This is a genomic window from Spirillospora sp. NPDC048823 (assembly GCF_043198445.1).
Lineage (GTDB): Bacteria > Actinomycetota > Actinomycetes > Streptosporangiales > Streptosporangiaceae > Spirillospora.
The window spans coordinates 753,591-778,511 of sequence record NZ_JBICUT010000002.1; the positions used below are offsets into that span (position 1 = coordinate 753,591).

Sequence of the window (24,921 nt, forward strand, 5' to 3'; positions counted from 1 at the left end):
AAGTGCTCGAACGCGACGGCCCGCGCGTGGCATGAAAGCCTGGCTGAACTCAAGATCGGCCGCCGGTGAGGTCCGTCACGGCCCCGGTGAGGTTTAGATGGAACACGTTCTAGAAATGTGGATGCAGATTCACCCGGGGCCGTCGACTAGCCTGGGCGTTCGACCGCCCCCGGCGCCGGAGAGATCCTCATGGCCGCAGACTTCGACGAGCCCGTGTTCGACGAGAACTTCGTCCGAGGCGCCACGTTCACCGAGCCGAGCGCGCGAGAGCGCTTCCGGCCGCCGAGCAGGCGCGAGCAGCGGCGCATGCGCCGCGCCGCCAAGCGCGCCCGGCGGGCCGGCGGCGGCGCCCGGTTCCGGCGGCGGCGTCCCTACCGCGACCCGAGCCACCGGACGGCCGTCCTCCAGCTGATCGGCGCCATCGCGGTGCTGTTCGCGATCTCGTTCGCGCTCTGGTGGTGGAACTCCTCCCCCGGGGAACCCGAGCGGCCGGTGCAGCCGGTCGTCCCGACGGCGCCGGGACCCGAGGCGTCCGAACCCGGGGCACCCGAACCCGGGGCACCGGGGCCGGGCGGCCCGGCCGAGCCCGATTCGCCCGCCCCGGGCCCGACCGGGGATTTCCCGACCGGGGTTCCCGAGATCTAGTCGAGCCGCACCCGCAGTTCGGCGTAGGCCGGGACGAGGACGCGGCGGGCGGCGCGGCGCGAGACGATCCGGTACGGGCGGCCGGCGGAGTGCAGCGTCGCCAGCGTCCGGGCCACCTGCGTGCGCGCCACGGCCGCGCCGAGGCAGAGGTGGCGGCCGGCGCCGAACCACAGCTGACGGGTCTCGGGCACGTACGCGCGGTGGACGTCGAACGGCCCGGCGCCGTTGGTGGCGAGGTAGGTCAGCAGGAGGATCCGCTCGCCCGCGCGGAGCCGGCGCCCGGCGACGGTCGCGTCCCGGGACACGTGCCGCCCGATCAACGGTGCGGGGGTCGAGACGCGCAGGCCCTCGCGCACCGCGTTGTCCATGAGCGACGGGTCGCCGAGCAGGGCCCGCTGGCGGCCGGTGTCGTGCAGCAGCGCCACGGTGCGGACGGTCCCCGACGCGCCCGTCTCGGTGCCGGCGATCACCAGCAGGGTCGCCAGCCCGCGGCTGAGCGGCAGGCCGAGGCCCATCTCGCGGCAGCGGCCGAGGAGCGTGTCCGGCCCGGCCGTCCGGTAGGCGTCCGGGACGCCGGCGGTGATCTCGTCCACGACGGCGCGGGCCCGGTCGATGACCGCCGGGTCGAGTTCGGTCGAGGCGGTGGTGCCCATCGCCAGCCGGGCCAGCCGCTCCCCGGCCGCGAAGACGTCCCGGTGGGCGGTGTCGTCCAGGCCGGCGGGCAGCCCGAGCAGATCGGCGACCATCCGCCCGGCCAGGACGCGGGCGGCGTCCGCGACGTCCACGGTCTCCCCGGCGGCGAGGCGGCGGGCCAGCACGGTGTGGGACGGGCCCTGGGAACGTTCCACCAGAGTGCGGGCCGCGTCCTCGGTGAACAGGTCGCGGACCCGGGTCCGGACCTCCGCGTGCCCCGGCCCGCCGAAGAACCGCGCCATCCCGTCCCCGAAGAGCTGGGTCCAGAGGTGGCCGACGCCGCCCTCGCCGTTCATGCCGAAGCCCGCGTGGTCGTTGAGGACGCGGCGGGCGAGGACCGGGTCCGTCACCACCCAGCCGAGCCGCGGCACGCGCGCGATGGGCCCGGTGTGGCGCGCCGCCTCCAGCAGCGCGAACAGTCCGGGGTTGGCCGCCCACAGCAGCCGCGCCTCGTGCCGCGCCGCGTTCCGAATCTTTGTGCTGGTCATCCCGGCGATTCTGCCGGGTGGCGGATCCGGGCGGAAACGCGGTAGTACTCAATCCGGATGAGTGGCGGTACTCACGGCGAACCGGGGTACAACGCCCACCCTGTGTTCCGTAGGGTCGCTCTGGCCGGGAGCGTCCGGGGTCGGCGAGTCTGATCGTCCACGGAGCAAGAGGAACCGGGGGACCCCAGCCCATGAGAGCCCGCATCACCGCCGTCGCGGCGCACCTGCCCGAGCGGACGGTCACCAGCGCCGAAGTCGAGGCCCGGGTCGCGGCCGAGAGCGCCACCGGGGACGGCGGATACCGGCCGCATCCCACGATCGTCGAACGGATGACGGGGATCCGCGCCCGGCATGTCATGCGCGACGACGAGCAGGCCTCCGACCTGGCCGTCGCCGCCGCCCGCGGCGTCCTCGCCGAACGCGGGATCCAGCCGGCGGGCATCGACCTGCTGGTCTTCGGCTCCGCCTCTCAGGACCTCATCGAACCGGCCACCGCGCACATCGTCGCCGCCAAGCTGGGCGCGACCTGCCCCGTCTTCGACGTGAAGAACGCCTGCAACAGCTTCCTGAACGGCCTGCAGACGGCGGACGCGCTGATCCGCACCGGGCAGCACGAGCGGGTGCTGGTCTGCACGGGTGAGAGCCCGTCCCGCGCGATCCGCTGGAAGGTCCGCGACCGCGCCCAGTTCGTCGACGCCTTCGCCGGCTACACCCTCTCCGACGGCGGCGCCGCGATGCTCGTCGAGGCCGCCCCGGACGGCGGGATCTTCTACCGCGACTTCGCCGCCGTCTCCAGTGCCTGGCAGATCGGGACGCTTCCCGGGGGCGGCTCGATGCATCCTCGCGACCCCGACTCCACCTACTTCAGCGGCGACGGGCGGCGGCTCAAGGACGCGTTCGTCGCGAGCGGCCCGGAGATCTTCACGACCGCGCTCCAGAAGACCGGGCTGACGTGGGACGACTTCGCCGTCGTCGCCGTCCACCAGGTGACCCTGCCGTATCTGGAGGTGCTGCGCTCGATCCTCGGCATCCCGCCCGGCCGGCTCGTCGTCACGCTGCGCGGCCACGGCAACGTCGCGTCCGCGAGCCTCCCGCTCCAGATCGCCACCGCCCGCGCCGAGGGACGCTGCGGGCCCGGCGACCGGATCGCGCTCATCGGCCTGGCCGGCGGCGTCAGCCTCGGCGTCATGTTCGCGGAGCTGTGAAATGAACCTGTGGGTCGTCATCCCCGCCTACGACGAAGAACGTTCGATCGGCGCGACGCTGCGCCGCCTCGCCGGGCAGACCGACACCGGCTTCTCGCTCGTCGTGGTCGACAACGGCAGCACCGACGGGACCGCCCAGGTCGTCAAGGAGTTCGCCGCCGGGAACACGGCGTTCGACGTCCGGATCGTCCACGAACCGGAGAAGGGGACCGGGGCCGCCGCCGACACCGGCATCCGGCACGCCATCAGCGCCGGGGCCACGCACATCGCCCGCACCGACGCCGACTGCCTCCCGCACCGCGGCTGGATCGCGGCGGTGCGGCGCGCGTTCGGCGAGGGCCTGGACCTGGTCAGCGGGCCGCTGCTGCCCCGGACCGACGAGTTCCCCCTGAAGTTCTGGGAGCGGCGCCTGCTGCCGGCAGTCATCGGCATCGCCGCACTCTTCGGACGCTTCCGGCCCGGCAACCAGGACCCGCTCTACCTCGGCCCGTACGTGATGATGCCGGGCTGCAACCTCGCCATCACCGCCGATCTGTACGAGCGGGCGGGCGGATTCCCCCGCACCCGCATCGAGGACGTCCACGAGGACCGCGAGCTCGTCAACCGCGTCCGCCGCGTGACCGACGCCTACGGGCTGCGCAAGGACGTCGTCATGTACGGCTCGGTGCGGCGGCTGCGGGCGTTCGGGCTGGTCAGGACGCTCGGCTGGTACGCCGACCACCGCTACAGGCCACCCGTGGTGGACATCCGGTGAAGCGCGGACATCCGATGGACTGGGAACGGCGCCTCTACCTGACCGCGCATCCGTTCGCGTACCCGCTGCTGCGCGCGGCGGCGCGGCGCGGCCCGATCGTCCGCGTGCCGGGCGTCGGCGTCGTCGTGAACGACGCGTCCCTGGCCCGCGAGGTCCTCATGGACGGCGGGACGTTCCGCAAGGACGGTCCCGGCTCGCCGGGCGATCTGTGGACGCCGGTCCTGGGCCCGTCCGTCCTGCTCAACATGGAAGGGGACGCGCACCGGGCCCTGCGCCGCCGCCTCACCGACCTGTTCGTCCCGTCCCACACCGAGGCCCTGTGCGCCCGCGTCCTCGCCGAGCCGCTCGCCCGGCTCACCGACCGCCTCGGGCGCGGCGCGGCCGTCGACCTGGTGGACTCCGCGCGGGTGATGGCCGGCGCGGTGATCGGCGAGGTCATCGGGCTCGGCACCGGGACCGAGGCGGCCTACCGGGACCTGTTCGAGCAGGGCGAGCGCATCGTCTCCATGGTGTCGCTGCGGACGCGCCGGCTCTCCCCGTCCCAGGTGCGGCGGGCCCGTGCCGTGCTGGACCCGCTCGGCGACATCGCGGCCAAGGCCTACCTGACGGGGGACGAGTCGACCGTGATGGGCCGGATGCGGGCACTCGGCCTCTCCGAGGACGAGGCGCGGGGAGCCGCGGGGGCGTTCTTCCTGACCGGCACCGAGACCGTCGCCACGCTGCTGCCGCGCCTGATCGCCCTTCTCTCCGACCACGGGCAGCTCGCCCGTGTCGCCGCGGGCGACGGCGCTCTGCTCGACCGGGCCATCGAGGAGGCCATGCGGGTGACGACCCCGACACCGGTCATGCTGCGCAGCGTGCACCGTCCCGCGAGGGTCGGGGGCGTCGCGATCCGTCCCGGTGACCGGGTGCTGATCGCCACGCACAACTGCTGCCGCGCGTACGGCCCGTTCGACCTCGACCGCCCCCACCCGCCGGAGCTGCGGCGGCTGTGGTTCGGTGCGGGCCCGCACTTCTGCATCGGGTATCCGCTGGCCATGGCCCAGATCAGGATGGTCGCCCGGACGGTGCTCGCCGCCGCTCCCCTCACGATCACGCGGCGTGCGGCGGCGCGCGGCGTGCTGATCCCCACCTATGAGCACCTGACCGTCCGCGCGGAACGAGGCACGAGATGACCCTGGTCCGAAGGCTGCTCGACCAGGCCGCCCGGACGCCCGGCGACGTCGCGCTCGTCTCCGGGGACGGTGCGGAACTCACCTACGGAGAGCTGCGGCGGCAGGTGCTGGCCGTCCGGCACGGCCTGCTGTCCGCCGGGCTCGCGGCGGGCGACGGGGTGCTGTACTCCGTGCGGCCCTCGCCGGAGTCGCTCGTCCTCGCGCTGGGCGTGGTCGCGGCCGGGGGAGTGGTCGTGTTCGCCGATCCGGGGGCCGGGCCGGAGATGTTCACCGCGCGGCTCCGGCTGGCCCGCCCGCGCTGGTCGGCGGCCGAGTCGGTGCTGTACGCGGGCAGCCGGCTGCGTCCCGTGCGGGCGTATGCGCGGCGGCGCGGGCTGCTGCTGCCGAACCTCGCCGACCTCCGGATCCCGGGCGAGGAGCCGATGCGGCACATCCACGTCGGCCGGCGGCTGCCCGGCGTTCCGCGGGGCGCCCTGTCGTTCGCGCGCCTGGTGCGGGGCGACGCGCCGGAGCCCGGCACCGACGCCGACCCCGGCGCCCCCGCCGCCGTGATCTTCACTTCGGGGACGACGGCGGACCCGCGTGCCGTCGTGCACACCCAGGCGTCCCTCGCCGCGGCCCTCGACCTCTTCCGGGCCCGGCTGCCGCTCGGCCCCGGCGACGTCGTCCACACCGACCAGCTCATGCTGGGGCTGCCGACGCTGATCTCCGGAGCGCGCTGGTCGATGCCGCCGCTGTTCTGCTCGCCCGCCGGCTTCGCCCGGCTGCTGCGGGAACGGGGCGCCACGCACACGTTCTGCGTCCCCGTCCACCTGGCCGAGGTGCTGGACGCGTCACCGGAGCTGCCGGCGTCACTGCGGTACGTGCTGCTCGGGGCCGCGCCCGCGCCTCCGGCGGTCCTGCGGCGGGCGGTCGCGGCGGCGCCGTCCGCCGAGGTCCTGTCCGTCTACGCGATGACCGAGATCCTGCCGGTGGCGATCGCGTCGGCGGAGGAGAAACTCGCGCACACCGAGGCCGGCGACCTGCTGGGCGCACCGCTGCCCGGCGTCGGCGCCCGGCTGTCCGACGACGGGGAACTGCTGCTGTCCGGCCCCGGCCTGTGCCGCGGCTACCTCGGCGCGGAACCTCTCGACGAACTTCCCACCGGCGACCTCGCGCGGCTGGACGAGGGCCGCCTCGTCCTCACGGGACGCAAGAAGGACATGCTGATCCGCGGCAAGTTCAACCTCTACCCCGGCCTGTACGAGCCGTCGATCTCCGCCCTGCCGGGCGTGGCCGAGGCGGCCATCGTGGGCGTGCCCGATCCGGAGACCGGGGACGAGGAGGTCGTGCTGGCCGTGGTCGGCGCCGCCGACCTGCCCGTCCGGCTCCGGCGCGGCCTCCCGGACGTCATCGACCATGACGCCCTCCCCGACCGCATCGTCGTCCTGGACGAGCTGCCCCGTTCCGGCCGGACGCGCAAGCTCGACCGCGACCGCCTCCGCGAACTGGTGGCCCCATGAGGATCGCGGTGACGGGCGCCTCGGGTTTCGTGGGCGGCGCCGTGTGCCGGGCATTCACGTCCGAGGGCGTCACGGCGTTCGCCTATGGCCGCCGTCCCGCCGTGGCCCCGGCCCATCTGGGCGGCGCGGTCTACCGGTCGTGGGACCTCACGGACGGCGTGCTCGACGACGCCCCGGATGTCGACGCGGTCGTGCACTGCGCGGGCAGCGTCTCCGACTGGGGACCGGCGGCGGGGCTCTTCGCCGCCAACCTCACCGGTACCCGCAACGCCCTCGCGTCGTTCCCCGGTGCCCGGTTCGTGCACGTCAGCACGGCCAGCGTGTACGACCCGTTCCGGCCGAGCGTCATGGCCGCCGAGGACGAGGCGCCGGTGCGCCGCTACATCAACGCCTACGGGGCGTCGAAGGCCGCCGCCGAGCGCGCCGTCCTGCGCGCCGCCCGCGACGCGATCATCCTGCGTCCGCACGCCGTCTACGGGCCGGGGGACACGACCCTGCTGCCGCGCGTCCTGTCCGCCGTGCGGGGGCCGCTCCTGCCCGCCGCCGGGACGGGGCGGCAGCGGATCAGCCTCACCTCGATCGGCAACCTCGTCCGGGCCTGCGTCCTGGCCGCCACCGGCCCGATCGCCTCGGGGGTCTTCAACATCGCGGACGCCGCCCCGGTGACGATCGACGACGCGTTCCGCGAGATCCTCCGCGAGCGCGGCGTGAGGGCGCGGCCCGTCTACGTCCCGGCGGCCGTCGCCCGTCCGCTCGCCGCCGTCGCCGAAGGCGCGTTCCTGCTGGCCGGGCGGCCCGAACCGCCGCGCCTCACCCGCTACGCCATCAGCCATCTCGCGGTCGAACGCACCCTCGACATCACCGCCGCCCGCGAGGTCCTCGGCTACGACCCGCACGCGACGACCTTCGCCGGAGCCGCCGGCTGGTGAGCGTCAACCCTGGGTTGACGAACATGGATGGTCAACCTATGGTTGACGCATGACGGAACCCACCCGGCCCGTTGGTCAGATCCGGCTCGACGATCTGATCGACGGCATCAAGAAGGTCCACACCGACGCCCTCGAACAGCTCACCAGCGCGGTCGTCGCCGCCGAGCACCTCGGCGACGTGGCCGACCACCTCATCGGCCACTTCGTCGACCAGGCCCGGCGCTCCGGCGCCTCCTGGACCGACATCGGCAGGAGCATGGGGGTCAGCAAGCAGGCCGCGCAGAAACGGTTCGTCCCCAAGGGGCAGGCGGGCGACCTCGACCCCTCCGAGGGCTTCTCCCGGTTCACCCAGCGGGCCCGCAACGTCGTCGTGGCGTCGATGAACGAGGCGCGTGCGGCGGGCAACGACGCGATCCGGCCCGTCCACCTCGTCCTCGGGCTGCTGTCTGAGCCCGACGCGCTCGCCGCCAAGGTGATCGCCGCGCAGGACGTCCTGCTCGACTCCGTCCGCCAGGCCGCCACCGCCGCGCTTCCCCCGGAGGCCGAGCACGTCCCCGACCTCATCCCCTACGACGCCGAGGGGAAGAAGGCCCTGGAGCTGACCTTCCGCGAGGCGCTCCGCCTCGGCCACAACTACATCGGCACGGAGCACATCCTGCTGGCCCTCCTCGAATTCGAGGACGGGACGGGCGTCCTGTCGGCACTCGGCATCGACAAGGCGAAGGCCGAAGCGAGCACCGTCGAGTTCGTCAACGCCATCGCCGACCAGCAGGGATGAGTTTCGGGCGCCCGGACGGTCCAACCCTTCATGGAGAAGTTCATCAAGACCAACGGGGTGGAACTGTGCGCCGAGACGTTCGGCGAGGCGGGTGACGCGCCGATCCTTCTGGTGGGCAACACGATGCTCACCTGGCACGACGACCTCTGCGCCCGCCTGGCGGCGCTGCGCCGGTACGTCGTCCGCTACGACCTGCGCGGCACCGGGCGGTCCACGACCGCCGACCCCGAGGCCCCCGAGTACACGCTGCGCGACCTGGTCACCGACGCCACCGGCGTCCTGGACGCACTGGGCCTGCCCAGCGCGCACATCACCGGCTTCGGGGTCGGCGGCTGGATCGCCCAGCTCCTCGCCCTCGACCATCCCGCCCGAGTCGACACGCTCACCCTGATCGCCACCAGGCCCACCGCGCCCGGCCCGGCCGACCCCGACCTGCCCGGGCACGCACCCGAGCTGATGGCCCACATCATGAACCCGCCCGAGGTCGACTGGACGGACCGCGCGTCCGTCGTCGCCTTCATGCTGGAGAGCGCCCGCCACCTGTCCGGCCGGGCGTTCGACGAGGCCGAGGCCCGGGAGAACATCGAACGCGTCCACGACCGCACGCCCGCCGCTCCCGACCCCGGCAAGGCGCACCGCGCCGACCAGATGGCGGCCGCGTTCGCCGCCCTCGACAGCGGCCCGCGCTGGCGTGAACGCCTGGGCGCCGTCACCGCGCCGACCCTCGTGATCCACGGCGAGGACGACCCGTTCTTCCCGCCCGGCAACGGCCGGGCCCTCGCCGCCGAGATCCCCGCCGCCGAGCTGATCATCCTGCCCGGCACCGGCAGCGAACTCCCGCGCCGCACGTGGGACACGGTCGTCCCGGCGATCCTCCGCCACACGTCGTGACGCGGCTCAGCCGGACATCAGGCGGAGGGCCAGGAAGAAGTCGACCCGGTCCTCCAGGCGGGAGAGGTCGCGGCCGGTGAGGTCCTGGATGCGCTGAACGCGGTAGCGGACGGAGTTGACGTGGAGGTGCAGCTGCTCGGCGCAGCGCGTCCATGAGCCGGAGTTCTGGAGGAACGTCTCAAGGGTGCTGACGAGGTCGGCGCCGTGGGTCTCGTCGTAGGCGCGCAGCGGGTCCAGCAGCCGGACATGGAACATGTGGCGGACGTCGTCGGGGACGCTGGCGAGCAGCAGGACGTGGGTGGCGAGTTCGTCGTGGCGGACGACGCGGACCGGGGAGTGCGACTCGGGCGTCCGGGAGATGCGGAGCCGGGTGGCGGCCAGGCGGCGCGCGTAGCGGGCCTCCTCGACGGCGCCGCGCAGGCCGGCCGCCGGCACCGTGTCGCTGACGCCCACGGCGATGCCGTCGGCGGACAGGCCGGGGGCCAGCGCGTCGAGGGCGTCCTGGATCTCGCCGGCGACGTCCTGCCCGGCCGCCTCGGCCAGCGCGACGGCCTGGTCGTCCAGCAGGCCGACGAGCGGCCGGGTGCCGGGCAGGACCTCGGTGAGGACGGTGCGCAGCTCCCCCGGGCGCAGGGTGCCATGGGCCGATGCGGCGACCGCGACGAACCCGGTGGACGGAGCGAAACCCGCCTGGTCCAGCCTCGGGACGATCTCGGCGCCGGTGGCCGCGGCGGTCACGACCTCCTGCGCGAAACGGTGCTCGGTGTTCTGGCGGGCCCTTTCCAGCGCGACGATCGCGGCGAGTTCGGTGGTGAGGGTGCGGTGCTCCGCGGGCCAGTCGGCGAAGTCGCCCTCGCAGGCGATGAACCAGTCGGCCACGCGGGACGTGGTGTCCTCGGCGACCGCGAAGATCGACGTGCCGAGCCGGGGGAGGTGGCGGGGCAGCCGCGGCGCCGTGAGGAACGCCCTGGCCAGGGCGGCGGGTTCGGCGGGGCGCGGGCCGGCGACGACCCGTCCGGTGGGGGTGAGGACGTGGCAGCGCATCCCGAGGTCGCGGCCGACCAGGTCGAGGACGGCGCCGAGGCCGGTGCCCTCGACGAGCCGGCGGTGCCGGTCCAGGACGGCGGTCAGGTCCGCGGCGCGGGCGCCGGACAGGTGCCGGACGACCTCCTCGGTGACGGTCGCGAACGCGACGTCCTCGGGCACCTTGAACAGCGGGATCCGGTGCCGCCGGCACGCCTCGACGAGGTCGTCCGGGACGGTCCCCAGCGCGAGGTCCCAGGCGGCGAGGCCCGACACGCCCGCGCCGGCGAGGGCCCGCACGAACGTCTCGGAGTCGGCGGGCCCCGACCGCCAGACGAGCCCGGTCAGCACCAGTTCCCGCCCGCGCAGGTAGCGGCCGGGGTCGAGGAGATCGGTGGTGACGACCCATCGGATCGTCCGGTCGAGCTCGTCCTCCCCGGTGACGACCTCGAGCCGCAACGCGGGCATCGCGAGCAGGGAACGCAGCTTCACACGTAGCAACCTACAAACGCCGGCGGCTCGGCGGCGTCACAGTTCGGACGTCCTGTGCCTCGACCGGCGCCCGTGCCGCTGTGTGTACTCGGGCAGTGAGGGGAGGAAACCTCCTGGTCGGCCGAAGCGGAGTCGCCCGAAGCGGAGTCACCCACGGATCGGAGGACGCGTGAGCCTGTCGACGCATGTGCTGGACGCGGCGAAGGGGCTGCCGGCGGCGGGCATCGCCGTCCGGCTGGAGCGGCGCGCGGCGGACGGCGGCTGGACGCCCCTGGCCGAGGCCCGCACCGACGCCGACGGCCGCATCAGGGAGTGGGACGCCCCGATCGGGGCCGGGGTGCACCGGCTGGCGTTCGACACGGCGGGCCTGTCGGACTTCTATCCCGAGGTCGCGGTGGCGTTCACGGTCACCGATCCGGGGCGGCATCTGCACGTGCCGCTGCTGATCAGCCCGTTCGCCTACTCGACCTACCGAGGGAGCTAGGGACACCGAGATATGGACTTCCTGCGACCGGTGACCTGGGAGGACGCCCTCGCCGCGAAGGCGGAACGGCCGGGTGCGCTGCCCCTCCAGGGCGGCACCGACGTCATGGTCGAGATCAACTTCGATGTGCGGCGGCCGGAGGCGCTGCTCGACCTGACCCGCGTCCGCGACCTGGCGGAGTGGGGCATGGCGGACGGGCGGCTGCGCGTCGGCGCCGGTGTCACCTACACCCGGCTGATCGGCGAGCTGGGGGACCGCCTGCCCGGACTCGCGCAGGCGTCCCGGACGGTCGGGTCGCCGCAGATCCGCAACCGGGGCACGGCCGGCGGCAACCTCGGCGCGGCGTCCCCCGCCGGGGACGGCCATCCGCCGCTGCTGGCGGGCGGCGCCGAGATCGAGGCCGAGTCGGCGGCGCGCGGCGTCCGCATGATCCCGGCGGCGGACTTCTTCACCGGCGTGAAACGCAACGCGCTGGAGCCGGACGAGCTGATCCGCGCGTTCTGGACGGCGCCCGCGTCCGGCCCGCAGTACTTCTCCAAGATCGGCACCCGGAACGCGATGGTGATCGCGGTCTGCTCGTTCGCGGTCGCCCTGCATCCGGGGGAGCGGCGCGTCGGAACGGGACTCGGGTCGGCCGCCCCGACACCGCGCCGCGCCACCGCCGCCGAGGCGTTCATCTCCCGCGAACTCGACTGGGACGGCCGCGGGCCGCTCGCCGAATCGGCGGCGCGGCGGTTCGGCGAGCTGGTGACGCGGGCGGCGTCGCCGATCGACGACGTCCGGGGAACGGGCCGCTACCGCGCGCACGCCTTGGCGGTGATGGCGCGCCGCACCCTGACCTGGGCCTGGAACGACCACCGCGCCGCCGGAAGGGGGGCCTCGTGATGCGCGTGAACGTCACCGTCAACGGATCCATGGAGACCGTGGACGACGTCTGGGAGGGCGAGAGCCTGCTCTACATGCTGCGGGAGCGGATGGGCCTCCCCGGCTCCAAGAACGCCTGCGAACAGGGCGAATGCGGCTCCTGCACCGTCTACCTGGACGGTGTGCCCGCCTGCGCGTGCCTGGTCGCGGCCGGGCAGGCGGAAGGACGCGACGTCCGCACCGTGGAGGGTCTCGCCGAGGGGCAGCCCGGTGACGAGCGGCTCGACCCCGTCCAGGAGGCGTTCGCCGAGACCGGCGCCGTCCAGTGCGGGTTCTGCACGCCCGGCCTGATCGTCCAGGCGCACGACCTGATCGAGCGGAACCCCGCGCCGGCCGACGCCGAGATCCGCGAGGCGCTCGCCGGCAACCTGTGCCGCTGCACCGGCTACGAGAAGATCCTGGACGCGGTGCGCCTCGCCGCCGAGCGGAAGGCGGCCGCGAAATGACGATCGTCATCGAGAACGCCCACGTCGTCACCGTCTCCGGCGACGAGCACCCGGGCGGCCACATCGTGGTCGACGGCGACCGGATCACGGCCGTCGGCCCCGGCCCCGCCCCGTCTGCCGGCGGGGACGCCGAACGGATCGACGGCACCGGATGCCTCGCCACCCCCGGCCTGGTCAACACGCACCACCACCTCTTCCAGTGGGCCAGCCAGGGACTTGCCGTCGACAACACCCTGTTCGAGTGGCTGACCACGCTCTACAGGCCGTGGTCGAAGATGGACGCCGAAGTCGTGGCCGGGGCGGCGAGCGCTGGCCTCGGGTGGCTCGCCAAGTCGGGCTGCACCACGTCCACCGACCACCACTACCTGTTCCCGAAGGGGCGCGGCGACCTGTTCGCCGCCGAAGTGGAGGCGGCGGCCGAGATGGGCGTCCGCTTCCACCCGTGCCGGGGGTCGATGGACCGGGGCGAGTCGCAGGGCGGGCTCCCGCCGGACGAGGTCGTCGAAGACCTCGACACGGTCCTCGCCGAGACCGAGGCCGCCATCGACCGCTACCACGACCCGTCGCCCGGCTCCATGCTGCGGGTCGCCGTCGCGCCCTGCTCCCCGTTCACCGTCACCAGGGAACTGCTGGTCAGGTCGGCGGAACTGGCGCGGGCCAAGGGCGTCCGGCTGCACACCCACCTCGCCGAGACGCTGGACGAGGAAGAGCACACGACGGAGCAGTTCGGCATGACGCCGACCGAGTACATGGACTCGATCGGCTGGCTCGGCCCCGACGTGTGGCTCGCGCACTGCGTCCACCTGCACGACACCGACATCAAACGGCTCGCCGAGACCCGCACCGGCACCGCGCACTGCCCCAGTTCCAACGCGCGCCTCGGCGCCGGGATCGCCCGCGTGTCCCGCCTCCTGGAGGAGGGCGCGGCCGTCGGCCTCGGCGTGGACGGGTCGGCGTCGGCGGAACTCGTCCCCCTCGCCGGGGAGATCCGGCAGGCGATCTACATGCAGCGCGCCCGGTCCGGGCCGACCGCGCTGACCGCCCGGCAGGCCCTGGAGATGGCGACGCTCGGCGGCGCCCGCTGCCTCGGCCGCGCCGGCGAGATCGGCACCCTCGAACCCGGCAAGCTCGCCGACGTCGCGCTGTGGCGGGTGGACGGCTTCCACGCGGCCGTCGACGACCCCGTCGTCGCGTTCGCGTTCGGGACGACCCCGCCGCTCCAGCGCCTCCTCGTCGGCGGCCGGACGGTCGTGGACGGCGACTCCCTCGTCACCGTCCCGCAGGACGAGGCCGGGCGGCGCGGCGCCGACGCCCACCGCCGCCTGATGCGCCTCGCGGAGGAGGTGCTCCGATGACGTCACCGGTGAGGACTCCGGGTCACGTCGCCGCCCCCGGGCTCGGCGGCGTCGGGGAGAGCGCGCCGCGGCCGGACGGGACGCTCAAGGTCGCCGGCGAGTTCGCGTACGCGTCCGACCTGTGGATGGACGGGATGCTGTGGGGCGCCACCCTGCGCAGCCCGCACCCCCGGGCGCTGATCACGTCGATCGACATCGGGCCCGCGCTCGCGATGCCGGGCGTCCGCGCCGTCCTCACCCACGAGGACGTGCCGGGCCGCAAGATGTTCGGCATCGACCACACCGAGGACCAGCCCGTCCTCGCCATCGACCAGGTCAGGCACGAGGGCGAGCCGGTCGCGCTCGTCGCCGCCGACCATCCGGAGACGGCGCGGCGCGCCATGGAGAGGATCGCCGTCGGCTACGCGGTACTGGAGCCGATCACCGATCCGCGCGCCGTGATCGCCGACCCGGAGGGCCTGAAGGTCCAGGACCTCGGCGGCATCACCCGCCACCAGCCGGTTCGCGTCGGCGATGTCGCCGCCGCGAAGGCCGAGGCGGACGTCGTCGTGTCGGGCGAGTACGAGGTCGGCATCCAGGACCAGGCGTTCCTCGGACCCGAGTCCGGCCTGGCGGTCCCGGCCGAGGACGGCGGCATCGACCTCTACGTGTCCACCCAGTGGATCCACAACGACCTCAAGCAGATCGCGCCCTGCCTCGGCCTGGCCGAGGACCAGATCCACATGTCGCTCGCGGGCGTCGGCGGCGCGTTCGGCGGACGCGAGGACCTGTCGATGCAGATCCACGCCGGGATGCTCGCCCTGCACACCGGGCGGCCCGTCAAGATGTCCTACAACCGGTACGAGTCGTTCTTCGGGCACGTCCACCGGCATCCCGCGCAGATGCGGTACGAGTACGGCGCCACATCGGACGGACGGCTCCTCTACGCCGACGTCGACATCGTCCTCGACGGCGGCGCGTACACCTCGTCCACGAAGAACGTCACCGGCAACGCGGCCTCACTCGGCGTCGGCCCGTACGAGATCCCGAACATCAGCATCGACGCTTACGGTGTCTACACCAACAACCCGCCGTGCGGCGCCATGCGCGGGTTCGGCGCCGTCCAGGCGTGCTTCGCCTACGAGTCGATGATGGACAGGCTCGGCGCCGCCTGCGGTATCGGCCCGATCGAGATCCGCCGCCGCAATGCCGTCTCCCAGGGCTCGAAGCTCGCGACCGGGCAGGTCATCGATTCGCCCGCTCCGCTCGCCGGGATGCTGGCCCGGCTGGAGGCGATGCCGATGCCGGCGCCGCTCGACCCGTCCGACCTCAGGAACCTGCCCGGCGGCGTCTCCCAGACGACCCGCGGCGAAGGCGTCGTACGGGGCGTCGGGTACGGCGTCGGGATCAAGAACATCTGCTTCTCCGAGGGCTTCGACGACTACTCCACCGCCCGCGTCCGGCTGGAGGTCATCGGCGGCGAGGCGACCGTGCTCGTGCACACCGCCGCCGCCGAGGTCGGGCAGGGCCTCGTCACGGTCCAGGCGCAGATCGCGCGGACGGAACTGGGCGTCCAGCGGGTCACCATCGCCCCGGCGGACGACCGGGCCGGCGACGCCGGCTCGTCCAGCGCGTCCCGCCAGTCGTACATGACGGGCGGCGCGGTCAAGGCGGCCTGCGAAGCGGTGCGCGCCGAACTCCTCGCCCTCGCCGCCCGCCACTTCGGCCGCGCGACCTCCACCGACCTGACCACGGATCTGACCACCACGGGCGGGAAGATCGTCTCCCGCTCGGACGGCGTGCTCGGCACCATCGAGGACGTCCTCGGCGACGCCGCCATCGAGGAGACCCGCGAGTACCACCACCGGCCCACGACGGCGCTGGACCCCGTCACCGGGCAGGGCACCAGCCACACCCAGCTCGCCCTGTGCGTCCACCGCGCCGTCGTCGACGTGGACGTCGACCTCGGCCTCGTCAAGGTCGTCGAGCTGGCCGCCGTCCAGGACGTCGGCAAGATCATCAACCGGACGGGGGTGGAGGGGCAGATCCACGGCGGCTCCGCGCAGGGCCTCGGCCTCGCCGTGATGGAGGAGATCGTCGTGTCGGACGGCCTCGTCCGCAACCCGTCCTTCACCGACTACCTGATCCCGACGATCCTCGACATGCCGCCGATGCGCCTGGACATCCTGGAGAACCCGGACCCCGCGGCGCCCTACGGGCTGCGCGGCGCCGGCGAGCCGCCGACGCTGTCGTCCACTCCCGCCATCGTCGCCGCGATCAGGGACGCCACCGGCCGCCCCCTGCCCCGGATCCCGGTCCGCCCGGAGCACATCGTCGGCTAGGCCAATACTAGGCAGACCATTGACTGCCGCAGTGATTCTGCCTACATTCTGCGATGCTCGACAAAATTCTGACGTTCGTGGCACATGTATCCATTTCTGGGCCCGCCCCCAGGCCGGAGGATCACCATGAAACGACTGCCGACCGTCGCCGTGGCCGCCGTCTTCGCCGCCCCCGCAGTCCTGACACCGACCGCCGCCCACGGGCTCGCCGGTCCCGCGCACTACACCGGCACCCTCCCCGACGGCTCCACCTGGATCGCCGACGTCCCGGCCGACTGGAACGGGACCCTCGTCCTGTTCAGCCACGGATTCGGCCCCCTCGCCCCGGCGAACCGCCCGAGCGAAGCCGCGGGCAAGGCCCTCCTCGACCGCGGCTACGCCCTCGCCGGCTCGTCCTACGACCCGTCGGGCTCCCTCTGGGCACTGGGCAGCGCCGTCCAAGACCAGCTCGCCACCGGCAGGGCCGTCTCAGAGATCATCGGCCGCCCGCGCACCACGCTCGCCCTCGGCCAGTCCATGGGCGGCCTCGTCAGCGCCAAGATCGCCGAAACCCGCGCGGTGGACGGCGTCCTCACCGCCTGCGGCATCGTCGCCGGCGGTGTCGACCTGAACAACTACCAGCTCAACGCGGGCCACACCGTGGCCACGCTCCTGGCCCCTGACCAGCACATCAAGCTGACCGACTACGAGACGCCCGCCGAGGCCGCGGCCGCCGGAGCCCAGCTCACCCAGGCCGTCAGCGATGCCCAGGACACCCCCGCCGGCCGCGCCCGCATCGCCCTGGCCTCCGCGTTCCTCAACCAGTCATCCTGGTTCTCGGGCGACGCCCCGCCACCCCGCCATGATCACGCCGCCCGGGAACGCCAGCAGTACCAGTGGCTCACCTCCGGCGGCGTCCTCAACTTCGTCTTCGGCGGCCGCTACTGGATCAACCTGGCCGCCGGCGGCGACAGCGCTTGGAACAAAGGCCTCGACCACTCGCGCCTGCTCCACGAGTCCGGCAACCAACGCCAGGTGAAGGCCCTCTACCGCACCGCGGGCCTGAACCTGAAAGCAGACCTTTCGCGCCTGACCGCCACCGCCGCCAAGAAGGTCGAACCACGCCCCCTCGCCTGGATGGCCCGCACCTCCCAGCCGACCGGCCGCGTCGACGTTCCGGCTCTGAACATCCACACCATCTCCGACCAGCTCGTCCCGGTCGAGCACCAGGCGGAGTACGCCACGTCCGTCCGCCGGGCCGGCCGTACCCACCTGCTGCGCCAGGCCTACGTCCACCGCATCGGCCACTGCAACTTCACGGCGTCCGAGTACGTGGCCTCCCTCCGGGCCCTGGAGAAGCGCGTCAAGACCGGCCACTGGCCGAACACCACCGCCCGCTCCCTGAACAAGGCCGCCGAGTCCCTCTCCCTCGACCCCTCGGCCTTCATCCGCTACCGCCCAAACCGCCTCGTAACCCAACCATCCCATCCATAACTCACTGTGATGGAAGCCACACTTTGAGTCATTGGATAGTCAAGGTATCTAATGGTGATGGCTCGATAACTTCCCGTGCATGGTCACCGCAGTCCACGAAGGACCAATCCAGATCATCCGCGACAACCCGGAGGTCATAGCCCAGATCCTGCGCACCGCGTTCGACGTCGAGGTCGGGGACGACCTGATGATCAGATCGGCGTCCGAAGAGTGCACCCAGATCGCCCCGACCACCTACCGAGCCGACAACGTCGTAGAGATCTGCGAGGGAGGCTCCGGGAAGACGACCCTCGCCGTCGTCGCGGAAATGCAGCAGGCAAAGGACCTGCGGAAGCGCAAGTCCTGGCCCATCTACCTCACCGCGCTCCACCACAGAACCGCCTGCCCGTGCTACCTCATCGTCATCTGCCCCAAGCGCTCGGTCGCCGACTGGGCACGCGAGCCGATCAGGATCGGCCACCCCGGTTTCGTCCTGGAGCCCCTGGTGATCGGCCCGGGCACCAAGCCGCTCGTCACCACGACCGAGCAGGCGGCCCAGATGCCCGAACTGGCCATCATCAGCACGCTGGCCAACGTCAGCAGCCATACCAGGGAGACCCTGGAGATCACCCATGCGGCCCTCGCCACCATCGAGAACGCGGACCACGAAAACGCCGACCTGTACACTGACCTTGTGGTCAGCGCGCTGCCGAGGCTGGCGCGCCGCATCCTGGAGGAACTCGTGTCCACTGGCACCGCCGAATACAAGTTCAAGAGCGACCTCTTCCTCCGCCACCAAGCCCTCGGGGAGGCCGAGTCGGTGCTAAAGGTTCTCGCCGCGCGGGACCTGACTGTTCCGGATGAGGTTCGTGAGCGGATTCGGTCCTGCCGGGATCAGGAGCAGTTGGACGAGTGGCTGGCCCGCGCCATCACGGTCGACACCGCCGACGAGTTGTTCGACTGACCGCGGTGAGCGCCACCGGCTACGAGTTCAAGAGCGACCTCTTCCTCCGCCACCAAGCCATCGGCAAGGCCGAGGGCAAGGCCGAGGGCAAGGCCGAGGGCGAAGCGAAGATGGTGCTCGTCGTGCTTGCGGCCCGCGGGCTGAGTGTGTCCGATGAGGTGCGTGAGCGGATCATGGCCTGCACGGACGAGGAGCAACTCACCGAGTGGGCAACGCGCGCAGTGACGGCGGGGGCCGCCGTTGAGTTGTTCGACTGACGCCGTTCGGGCGTGGTGGCCCCTCGTTCAGGAGTTCCGGGGAGTCACCAGGCCGGATTCGTAGGCGAGGACGACCAGCTGGGCGCGGTCGCGGGCGTGGAGTTTGATCATGGCCCGGTTGATGTGGGTCTTCGCGGTCACGGGGCTGATCACCATGCGGTCGGCGATCTGGCCGTTGGACAGACCCTGTGCGGCCAGGGCGACGGCCTCGCGTTCGCGGTTGGTCAGTTCCTTCAGTTCTGTGCCGGCTCCCGTGTTGAGCGGCTGCGCGACGTACCGGCTGATCAGCATTCTGGTGATCGACGGTGCGAGCAGGGCGTCACCGCGTGCGGCGACGCGCACGGAGTGGAGGAGGTCCTCTGGCTCGATGTCTTTCACCAGGAATCCGGCGGCTCCGGCGCGCAGGGCGTTGAAGACGTACTCGTCGAAGCCGTAGTTGGTCAAAATGACGACATGGACGCCGGCCAGAGCGGGGTCGGCGGCGATGCGGCGGGTCGTCTCTATGCCGTCCATGACCGGCATCTGGATGTCGATGAGCGCGATGTCGGGGAGGTGCTCCCTGATGAGGGCCAGGCCCTGCTCGCCGTCGGCGGCCTCGGCGACCACCTCGATGTCGTCCTCGGCGTCGAGGAGCGCGCGGAATCCGCCGCGGAGGAGCGGCTGGTCGTCGACCAGCAGGACACGGATCACCGCGGCCCGCCCACGGGGAGTTCGGCCTGGACGCTGAAGCCGCCCTCACTGCGCGGTTCGGCGCGCAGGCGGCCGCCCAGGGCGGTGACCCGCTCACGCATACCGAGCAGCCCGACGCCGGGCACCGGAGCCGTGCCCGGCATGGCCTTGCCGTCGTCGTCGACCCGTATGGCGAGGGTGTCCGGACGGTAGTCGATCCGGATCGACGCCGTGGAGGCGGCGGCGTGGCGCGCGGTGTTGGTGAGCGACTCCTGGACGATCCGGTAGGCGGTCTGGTCCACCGCGGTCGGTACGTCGTGGCGTTGGCCCTCGATCGTCAGGGTGGTGTTGAGGCCCGTCCAGCGAGCCCGCTCCACCAGGTCGGGGACGTGATCGAGGCCATGTGAGGGGGTCTTGTCGTCGTCCCGCAGCGTGTCCAGGGTCGCGCGCAGTTCCCGGGTCGCCTCACGGCCGGCCTCCTGGATCGCCAGCAGGGCCTCCGGCACCTGCTCGCCGCGTTTGCGGGCCAGGTGGACGGCGACTCCGGCCTGCACCTTGATGATCGAGATCTGGTGGGTGAGCGAATCGTGCAGTTCCCGCGCGATGTGCAGCCGCTCCTCGGACGCCCGCAGCCGGGCGGTCTCCTCGCGGGTGCGCTCGGCCTCGTCCGCCCGCCGCTCGGCCTGCCGCAGCGCCTCACCCGCGGCGCCGGCGGCGATCAGCCAGGCCACTTCGAGGGCGCCCCGGGCCTGGGCGAACGCGTCGGAGGCGGGCCCGTCCGCCAGTGACGCCATGGCGGCGAAGGGGAGCGCGGCCAGCAGGGCCACGCTCGCCGCCAGCGTGATGACGCGGTGCCCCGCGCGTACGGCGGCGTACACCGCGAACAGGTACGCGACGGCGGGTACGTCGAAACCGGCCGCCTGGTAGCCCAGCGCGCAGAGCCCGGTGACGGCCAGGACGGGAACGGGGGCCCGGCGGCCCGCGGCCAGCACCATGCCGCTCGTCACCAGCAGGGCGTAGCCGAGTACGTCGAGGTCCGTGCCGGGGTGGTCCGCGGTCAGTGCGGTGACCAGCAGCGTCACCGTCACGCAGACCGCGATCACCCAGCGCCCGGACCTGGCCCAGGCAGCCGAAAGTCCTGTGCTCATACGCGCACCCTAGCCGCGTGCCGACGCGTTGCGACTCCTGCTGGCGGACGAGGAACCGGCTACCGCGACCGCAGTACTTCCGCGGCGCCTGCGCTTTCCGCGGTAACGGAATGCGGCATTGGCGGTAGCGCGAATTGCATGCGTCCGGGGGACGACCGGAATTGTGTTCTGCGGGCAATATCAGGACGCATTGTGAAAGAGAAGAGAGTTGGGGACGAGATGATGTCAACCGAGACTCCGGCCGCGGGGGGAGTCCTGGCGGGTCTGGCCCGGTTCTGCTACCGGCGCCGCCGCCTGGTCCTCCTGACCTGGATCGCCGGCGTGATCGCCGTGGCTTTCGCCGGCTTCGGCTACGGCGCGGCACCCGACAATGACTTCTCCGGCGGGGATTCCGAGTCCGCCAAGACGCAGGAGCTGATCGAGAGGCATTTCCCCGAGCGGCAGGGGGACACGCTGACACTCGCGATCAAAGCGGAAAGGGGGATCGACGATCCGGCCGCCCGGCGGAAGATCGAGAAGGTCATCGCCGATCTGTCCGCCTCACCCGTGACGGGACCGGTGACGTCGCCGTACCAGAACGGGGATCTGGTGACCGACGATCGCCGTATCGCCCGTACGACCATCCCGCTGACCGACGGGGACGCGGAGAAGACCGAGGTCAAGCCCCTGGTCGACACGGTCAAGGACGCCTCCGGTGATGGGGTGACGCTGGGGCTCGGCGGGGAGAAGGCCGAGAAGGCCGAGACGCCCGCGCAGGGGTCGGCGGAGAGCGTGGGCATCCTCGCGGCGGCGGTGATCCTGTTCATCGCCTTCGGGTCGCTGGTGGCGATGGGCCTGCCGATCGTGACCGCGCTGATGTCGATCGTCGGCGGCATCGCACTGATGAAGCTGGTCGGGTACGTGATGCCCGCGCCGGACTTCACCGTGGTCTTCGCCGCGATGATCGGGCTCGGCGTCGGCATCGACTACGCACTGTTCATCGTGACCCGCTACAAGGACCGCCTGCAGGACGGCGACGACCCCGAGGGCGCCACGGTCACGGCCATCACGACCGCGGGCCGCGCGGTGCTGTTCGCCGGCACGACCGTGGTGATCGCGCTGCTCGGCCTGATCGTGATGGGACAGCGGCTGATGACCGGGGTGGCCGTCGCCACGTCGGTGACCGTGCTGGTGACGATGATCGCCGCGCTGACCCTGCTGCCGGCGTTCCTGGGCTTCACCGGCCACAGGATCAACTCGCTGCGGCTGCCGCGCCGCACCTCGCGCCGGCGCGGGGCCGCCGGCGCCCCGTTCCGGGAGCGCCGCACTCCCGCCGAGCGCTGGGCCGGCGTGGTGCAGCGCAGGCCGCTGGTCGCCGCCCTCCTGGCCGGAGCGGTCCTGCTGGTGCTGGCGGCGCCCGCGCTGTCGATGCGGCTGAGCCAGCCGGACGCCAGCGTCCAGCCGCACGACCGGAGCAGCTACACCTCGTACGAGATCATCTCGGAGGGGTTCGGTCCTGGCTACGGCGCACCCCTGATCTTCGCCACCGAGGTCGGCTCCAGGGACGCCGATCTGCGCCCCGTCGTCGAAGCGGTCGGGAGGGCCGAGGGCATCGCCCACGTCACGCCGCCCCAGGTGAGCGAGGACGGGCGGGCCGCCACCTTCATGGCCTTCCCGAAGACCGGATACCAGGACGAGGCGACCGCGGACCTGGTGCACCATCTCCGCGACGACGTGCTGCCCGGGGCGCCCGGCGGCGAAGGGGTGCACCTCGGCGGGCCGAACGCCGGCACCATCGACTTCGCCGAGGACGTCGGCTCGCGCCTGCCCCTGATGATCGCGGTCGTCATCGCGATGGCCATGGTCCTGCTGATCGCCCTGGTCCGGTCCGTCACGATCGCGCTGCAGGCCGCCGTGGTGAACCTGCTGTCGATCGGCGCCGCCTACGGTGTGATCGTCGCGGTCGTGCAGTGGGGATGGTTCGGCCCGGCCCTCGGTTTCCCCGCCGAAATGCCGGTCACGACCTGGGTGCCCATGGTGATGTTCCCGGTCCTGTTCGGCCTGTCGATGGACTACCAGGTCTTCCTGATCTCACGGGTCCGCGAGGAGTACGAGCGCACCGGCGACACCCGGATGGCCGTCACCCGCGGGCTGGCGCGGACCGCCAAGGTCATCACCGCCGCGGCCGCCATCATGATCGCCGTCTTCACGACCTCCCTGCTCGGCCCCGACGTCGCGGTCAAGCAGGGCGGCCTTGGCATGGCCGTCGCCGTGCTCATCGACGCGTCCATCGTCCGGATGGTCCTCGTCCCGGCGGTGATGGAACTGTGCGGCAAGGCCAACTGGTGGATGCCCGGTCGCCGGGCGCCGGTGACGGTGCCGGCTCCACCGGCCGGGGTCGGGGAGGGGGCCAAGGTCTGACCCCGAGGTCTGACGGACCGCCGAAGCGGCCGGGACGTCGAGCGCCCCCGGTGGTGTGCCGGGGGCGCTCGCGTGCGTCAGGGGGCCTCGGTGGGGTCCTCTTCCAGAAGGTCGTCGAACTCGCCGTCCTTGACGCCGGCGATGAAGGCGTCCCACTCGGCCTCGGTGAAGTAGAGGATCGGCCCCGCGGGGTTCTTGGCGTCGCGCATGACGACGGCCCTCTCACCGAAGTCCTTGTGCTGGACGGGAACGTCCTTGCCATCAATGAACTCGATGATGACCCCGTCGCTGAGGATCGGTTCCTGCTCCGTCACTGGCCCACCTTCTTCGTCCTGGCTCTGTCGGGCTCAAGGCTAGTGCGTGAGAGGACGGTGACAGGCCGGAACCGGATCCCCGGCCGCCCATGAGGGAGGGCGGCCGGGGGCGGGGTCACGGAGCGTCGAAGCCGAGTGTGTACTGGCCCGAGCCGCTGTAGGCGTGGACCCGGTACCGGTAGTAGCCCGCGGTGCCGTTGTAGGAGATGTTCTCGTCGGGAGTGGGGCTGATGGACTGCGCCACCGTCTGCCAGGACGAGCCGGACCACTTCTGGAGGTACAGGTCGAAGTCGGTGCCGTCGGGGCCGTCGAGGCATGCGGAGTGGGTTCCGGAGGAGGTGCTGCGGTAGTAGCTGCCGTCCGGCTGGTAGGCGCTGCCGCCGGAGCTCAGCGAGCCCGTCGCGCTGTCCTCGTGGCCGTCGCAGGTGCCGGGGTCGCCCGGTCCGGGGTCGCCGGGCCCGCCGCCCGAGGTGACGAGTTCGCGGCCCTGCTGGGCGAGGATCTGCAGGACCTCGCCGACCGGCTGGAAGTACATCTGGTCTCCGCCGCCCTGGCCGTCGTCGCAGGTGCCCGAGCCGCCGGACGTGATGCCCTGCGCCTGCCCCTCCGGGGTGAACAGCGCGCCGCCGGAGTCGCCGGGGTCGGCGCAGATGTCGGTGCGGATCAGCCCGGTGACGGTTCCCTCCGCGTAGCGGACGGTCGCGCCGCGCTGGAGGATCTGGCCGCACCAGATCCGGGTGTTGGTGGTGGAACCCGAACGGCAGACCTCGGAGCCGACCGGTGCCTCCACGGCGCCGTGGATCGTCTGGTAGGAGCCGTCCCACTTGTTGACGGTGGGCGTCGGCGTCCACTGGCTGTTGGTGTTGACCCACGCGTAGTCGTTGCCGGGGAACGAGGAGCCGCCGAACGATCCCTGCGCGACCCGGTTGGCGCCGCTGGTCGTCTCGCCCTGGTCGCCGCAGTGGCCGGCGGTGACGTAGCCCCCGTCGACCGAGAACGCCACCGAGCAGCCCGCCGAGGGCGTCCAGTACCGTTCGCCGCCGACGATGTCGTAGAGCGGACGCGGCGTGGCCGTCGAGTGGACGTACCGCACGGCCCCGGCGTCGACGCCGCCGGCCTTGGCGAACCGCTTCACGGCGGCTTTGGACGACGCCTGGACGACGACGCGGTTGGTCTCCGGGTCGATGTACCAGGCGGTCACCGCCTTGGGGGCCGACCGGGCGTGCCGGTTCAGCTTCGTCTGGACCGAGTGGAGGTCGCGGGCGTCGTACTTCACCACCTTGGGCACCGCGCCGGCCGCCTTGATCGTGGCGGTGGACGCGGCGTCGGTGGTCGCGACGACGACCTTGGAGCCGTGCTCGACCCAGGCGCCGCCGAACGCCGCGCCGAGCGAGATCTGCAGTTGCTTCTGGATGCCGGCGGCGCGGTCGGCGGGTGCGGCGGTGACCTGCGGCCGGTCGGTGACGGTGGGGCTGGTGTGCGCGTGCGCCGGGGTCGCCAGCGACGCGGTCAGGCCGGAAACGGCCATGACGCCCAACACCAGATTTCTGCGGGCCATGTGGGCGCTCCTGGGGGGTGGGGGTGAGGGATGGTCGCCCCGATGCCCGGAATG

23 protein-coding genes are annotated in these 24,921 nt (G+C 72.5%); 17 read left to right on the forward strand and 6 right to left on the reverse strand.

From position 1 onward, the window contains the following. Positions 1 to 189: 189 nt before the first annotated feature. Complete coding sequence (locus ACGFK0_RS07030; RefSeq protein WP_392901287.1) at positions 190 to 645, forward strand: hypothetical protein; 456 nt, start codon at positions 190 to 192, stop codon at positions 643 to 645. Here ACGFK0_RS07030 and ACGFK0_RS07035 read toward each other — a convergent pair. Beyond that, a complete protein-coding gene (locus ACGFK0_RS07035) occupies positions 642 to 1,826 on the reverse strand; it encodes a cytochrome P450 (RefSeq protein ID WP_392901289.1) in 1,185 nt (394 codons plus the stop codon). The two genes, ACGFK0_RS07030 and ACGFK0_RS07035, sit on opposite strands and share 4 nt — an antisense overlap. A gap of 191 nt (positions 1,827 to 2,017) precedes the next feature. Here ACGFK0_RS07035 and ACGFK0_RS07040 point away from each other — a divergent pair, with 191 nt between their 5' ends. The 7 genes from ACGFK0_RS07040 to ACGFK0_RS07070 are packed head-to-tail and all read left to right on the forward strand — an operon-like array spanning position 2,018 to position 9,060. Further along, positions 2,018 to 3,031: a 3-oxoacyl-ACP synthase III family protein gene (locus ACGFK0_RS07040; protein WP_392901291.1), complete on the forward strand. Its 1,014-nt coding sequence runs from the start codon at positions 2,018 to 2,020 to the stop codon at positions 3,029 to 3,031. Position 3,032: 1 nt separating this feature from the next. After that, positions 3,033 to 3,785: a glycosyltransferase family 2 protein gene (locus tag ACGFK0_RS07045; protein WP_392901293.1), complete on the forward strand. Its 753-nt coding sequence runs from the start codon at positions 3,033 to 3,035 to the stop codon at positions 3,783 to 3,785. Continuing rightward, positions 3,782 to 4,960 carry a cytochrome P450 gene (locus ACGFK0_RS07050; RefSeq protein ID WP_392901295.1) on the forward strand — a complete coding sequence of 393 codons (1,179 nt, stop codon included), beginning with the start codon at positions 3,782 to 3,784 and terminating at the stop codon, positions 4,958 to 4,960. Before ACGFK0_RS07045 ends, ACGFK0_RS07050 begins: the two co-directional genes overlap by 4 nt. Next, entirely contained in the window at positions 4,957 to 6,462 is a 1,506-nt protein-coding gene (locus tag ACGFK0_RS07055; protein WP_392901297.1) for a class I adenylate-forming enzyme family protein, read from the forward strand. Before ACGFK0_RS07050 ends, ACGFK0_RS07055 begins: the two co-directional genes overlap by 4 nt. Beyond that, on the forward strand, positions 6,459 to 7,391 hold the full coding sequence (locus tag ACGFK0_RS07060) for an NAD-dependent epimerase/dehydratase family protein (protein WP_392901299.1): 933 nt from the start codon (positions 6,459 to 6,461) through the stop codon (positions 7,389 to 7,391). Before ACGFK0_RS07055 ends, ACGFK0_RS07060 begins: the two co-directional genes overlap by 4 nt. Before the next feature lie 49 nt (positions 7,392 to 7,440). After that, positions 7,441 to 8,169 (forward strand): Clp protease N-terminal domain-containing protein, encoded by a 729-nt coding sequence (locus ACGFK0_RS07065; RefSeq protein WP_392901301.1) that lies wholly within the window; start codon positions 7,441 to 7,443, stop codon positions 8,167 to 8,169. Between the two features lie 30 nt (positions 8,170 to 8,199). After that, positions 8,200 to 9,060 carry an alpha/beta fold hydrolase gene (locus ACGFK0_RS07070; RefSeq protein WP_392901303.1) on the forward strand — a complete coding sequence of 287 codons (861 nt, stop codon included), beginning with the start codon at positions 8,200 to 8,202 and terminating at the stop codon, positions 9,058 to 9,060. 6 nt (positions 9,061 to 9,066) lie between these two features. Here the strand turns inward: ACGFK0_RS07070 and ACGFK0_RS07075 are convergent, their stop codons facing one another. Continuing rightward, entirely contained in the window at positions 9,067 to 10,575 is a 1,509-nt protein-coding gene (locus tag ACGFK0_RS07075; protein ID WP_392901305.1) for a PucR family transcriptional regulator, read from the reverse strand. A 169-nt stretch (positions 10,576 to 10,744) separates the two neighbouring features. Here ACGFK0_RS07075 and uraH point away from each other — a divergent pair, with 169 nt between their 5' ends. From uraH to ACGFK0_RS07115, 8 genes are all read left to right on the forward strand, one after another. After that, complete coding sequence (uraH, locus tag ACGFK0_RS07080; protein ID WP_392901307.1) at positions 10,745 to 11,059, forward strand: hydroxyisourate hydrolase; 315 nt, start codon at positions 10,745 to 10,747, stop codon at positions 11,057 to 11,059. A gap of 12 nt (positions 11,060 to 11,071) precedes the next feature. Beyond that, a complete protein-coding gene (locus ACGFK0_RS07085) occupies positions 11,072 to 11,944 on the forward strand; it encodes an FAD binding domain-containing protein (RefSeq protein ID WP_392901309.1) in 873 nt (290 codons plus the stop codon). Then, positions 11,944 to 12,429 (forward strand): (2Fe-2S)-binding protein, encoded by a 486-nt coding sequence (locus tag ACGFK0_RS07090; RefSeq protein ID WP_392901311.1) that lies wholly within the window; start codon positions 11,944 to 11,946, stop codon positions 12,427 to 12,429. Before ACGFK0_RS07085 ends, ACGFK0_RS07090 begins: the two co-directional genes overlap by 1 nt. Further along, positions 12,426 to 13,784: an 8-oxoguanine deaminase gene (locus ACGFK0_RS07095; RefSeq protein ID WP_392901313.1), complete on the forward strand. Its 1,359-nt coding sequence runs from the start codon at positions 12,426 to 12,428 to the stop codon at positions 13,782 to 13,784. Before ACGFK0_RS07090 ends, ACGFK0_RS07095 begins: the two co-directional genes overlap by 4 nt. Then, entirely contained in the window at positions 13,781 to 16,105 is a 2,325-nt protein-coding gene (locus ACGFK0_RS07100) for a xanthine dehydrogenase family protein molybdopterin-binding subunit (protein ID WP_392901315.1), read from the forward strand. Before ACGFK0_RS07095 ends, ACGFK0_RS07100 begins: the two co-directional genes overlap by 4 nt. Before the next feature lie 126 nt (positions 16,106 to 16,231). Then, complete coding sequence (locus ACGFK0_RS07105; RefSeq protein WP_392901317.1) at positions 16,232 to 17,578, forward strand: hypothetical protein; 1,347 nt, start codon at positions 16,232 to 16,234, stop codon at positions 17,576 to 17,578. A 79-nt stretch (positions 17,579 to 17,657) separates the two neighbouring features. Beyond that, positions 17,658 to 18,521 carry a hypothetical protein gene (locus ACGFK0_RS07110; RefSeq protein ID WP_392901319.1) on the forward strand — a complete coding sequence of 288 codons (864 nt, stop codon included), beginning with the start codon at positions 17,658 to 17,660 and terminating at the stop codon, positions 18,519 to 18,521. Positions 18,522 to 18,526: 5 nt separating this feature from the next. After that, entirely contained in the window at positions 18,527 to 18,778 is a 252-nt protein-coding gene (locus ACGFK0_RS07115; RefSeq protein ID WP_392901321.1) for a hypothetical protein, read from the forward strand. Between the two features lie 27 nt (positions 18,779 to 18,805). Here ACGFK0_RS07115 and ACGFK0_RS07120 read toward each other — a convergent pair whose 3' ends face one another. Together ACGFK0_RS07120 and ACGFK0_RS07125 are read right to left on the reverse strand one after the other, a co-directional pair. Beyond that, positions 18,806 to 19,468, reverse strand: coding sequence for a response regulator (locus tag ACGFK0_RS07120; protein ID WP_392901323.1), 663 nt, complete (start codon positions 19,466 to 19,468; stop codon positions 18,806 to 18,808). Then, positions 19,465 to 20,595 carry a sensor histidine kinase gene (locus tag ACGFK0_RS07125; protein WP_392901325.1) on the reverse strand — a complete coding sequence of 377 codons (1,131 nt, stop codon included), beginning with the start codon at positions 20,593 to 20,595 and terminating at the stop codon, positions 19,465 to 19,467. The genes ACGFK0_RS07120 and ACGFK0_RS07125 overlap by 4 nt, the downstream gene beginning before the upstream one ends. A 222-nt stretch (positions 20,596 to 20,817) precedes the next feature. Here ACGFK0_RS07125 and ACGFK0_RS07130 point away from each other — a divergent pair, with 222 nt between their 5' ends. Beyond that, positions 20,818 to 22,995 (forward strand): MMPL family transporter, encoded by a 2,178-nt coding sequence (locus tag ACGFK0_RS07130; protein WP_392901327.1) that lies wholly within the window; start codon positions 20,818 to 20,820, stop codon positions 22,993 to 22,995. A 77-nt stretch (positions 22,996 to 23,072) separates the two neighbouring features. Here the strand turns inward: ACGFK0_RS07130 and ACGFK0_RS07135 are convergent, their stop codons facing one another. Continuing rightward, positions 23,073 to 23,309 carry a DUF397 domain-containing protein gene (locus tag ACGFK0_RS07135; RefSeq protein ID WP_358454994.1) on the reverse strand — a complete coding sequence of 79 codons (237 nt, stop codon included), beginning with the start codon at positions 23,307 to 23,309 and terminating at the stop codon, positions 23,073 to 23,075. Positions 23,310 to 23,424: 115 nt separating this feature from the next. After that, complete coding sequence (locus ACGFK0_RS07140) at positions 23,425 to 24,867, reverse strand: S1 family peptidase (RefSeq protein ID WP_392901330.1); 1,443 nt, start codon at positions 24,865 to 24,867, stop codon at positions 23,425 to 23,427. Positions 24,868 to 24,921 lie beyond the last annotated feature (54 nt).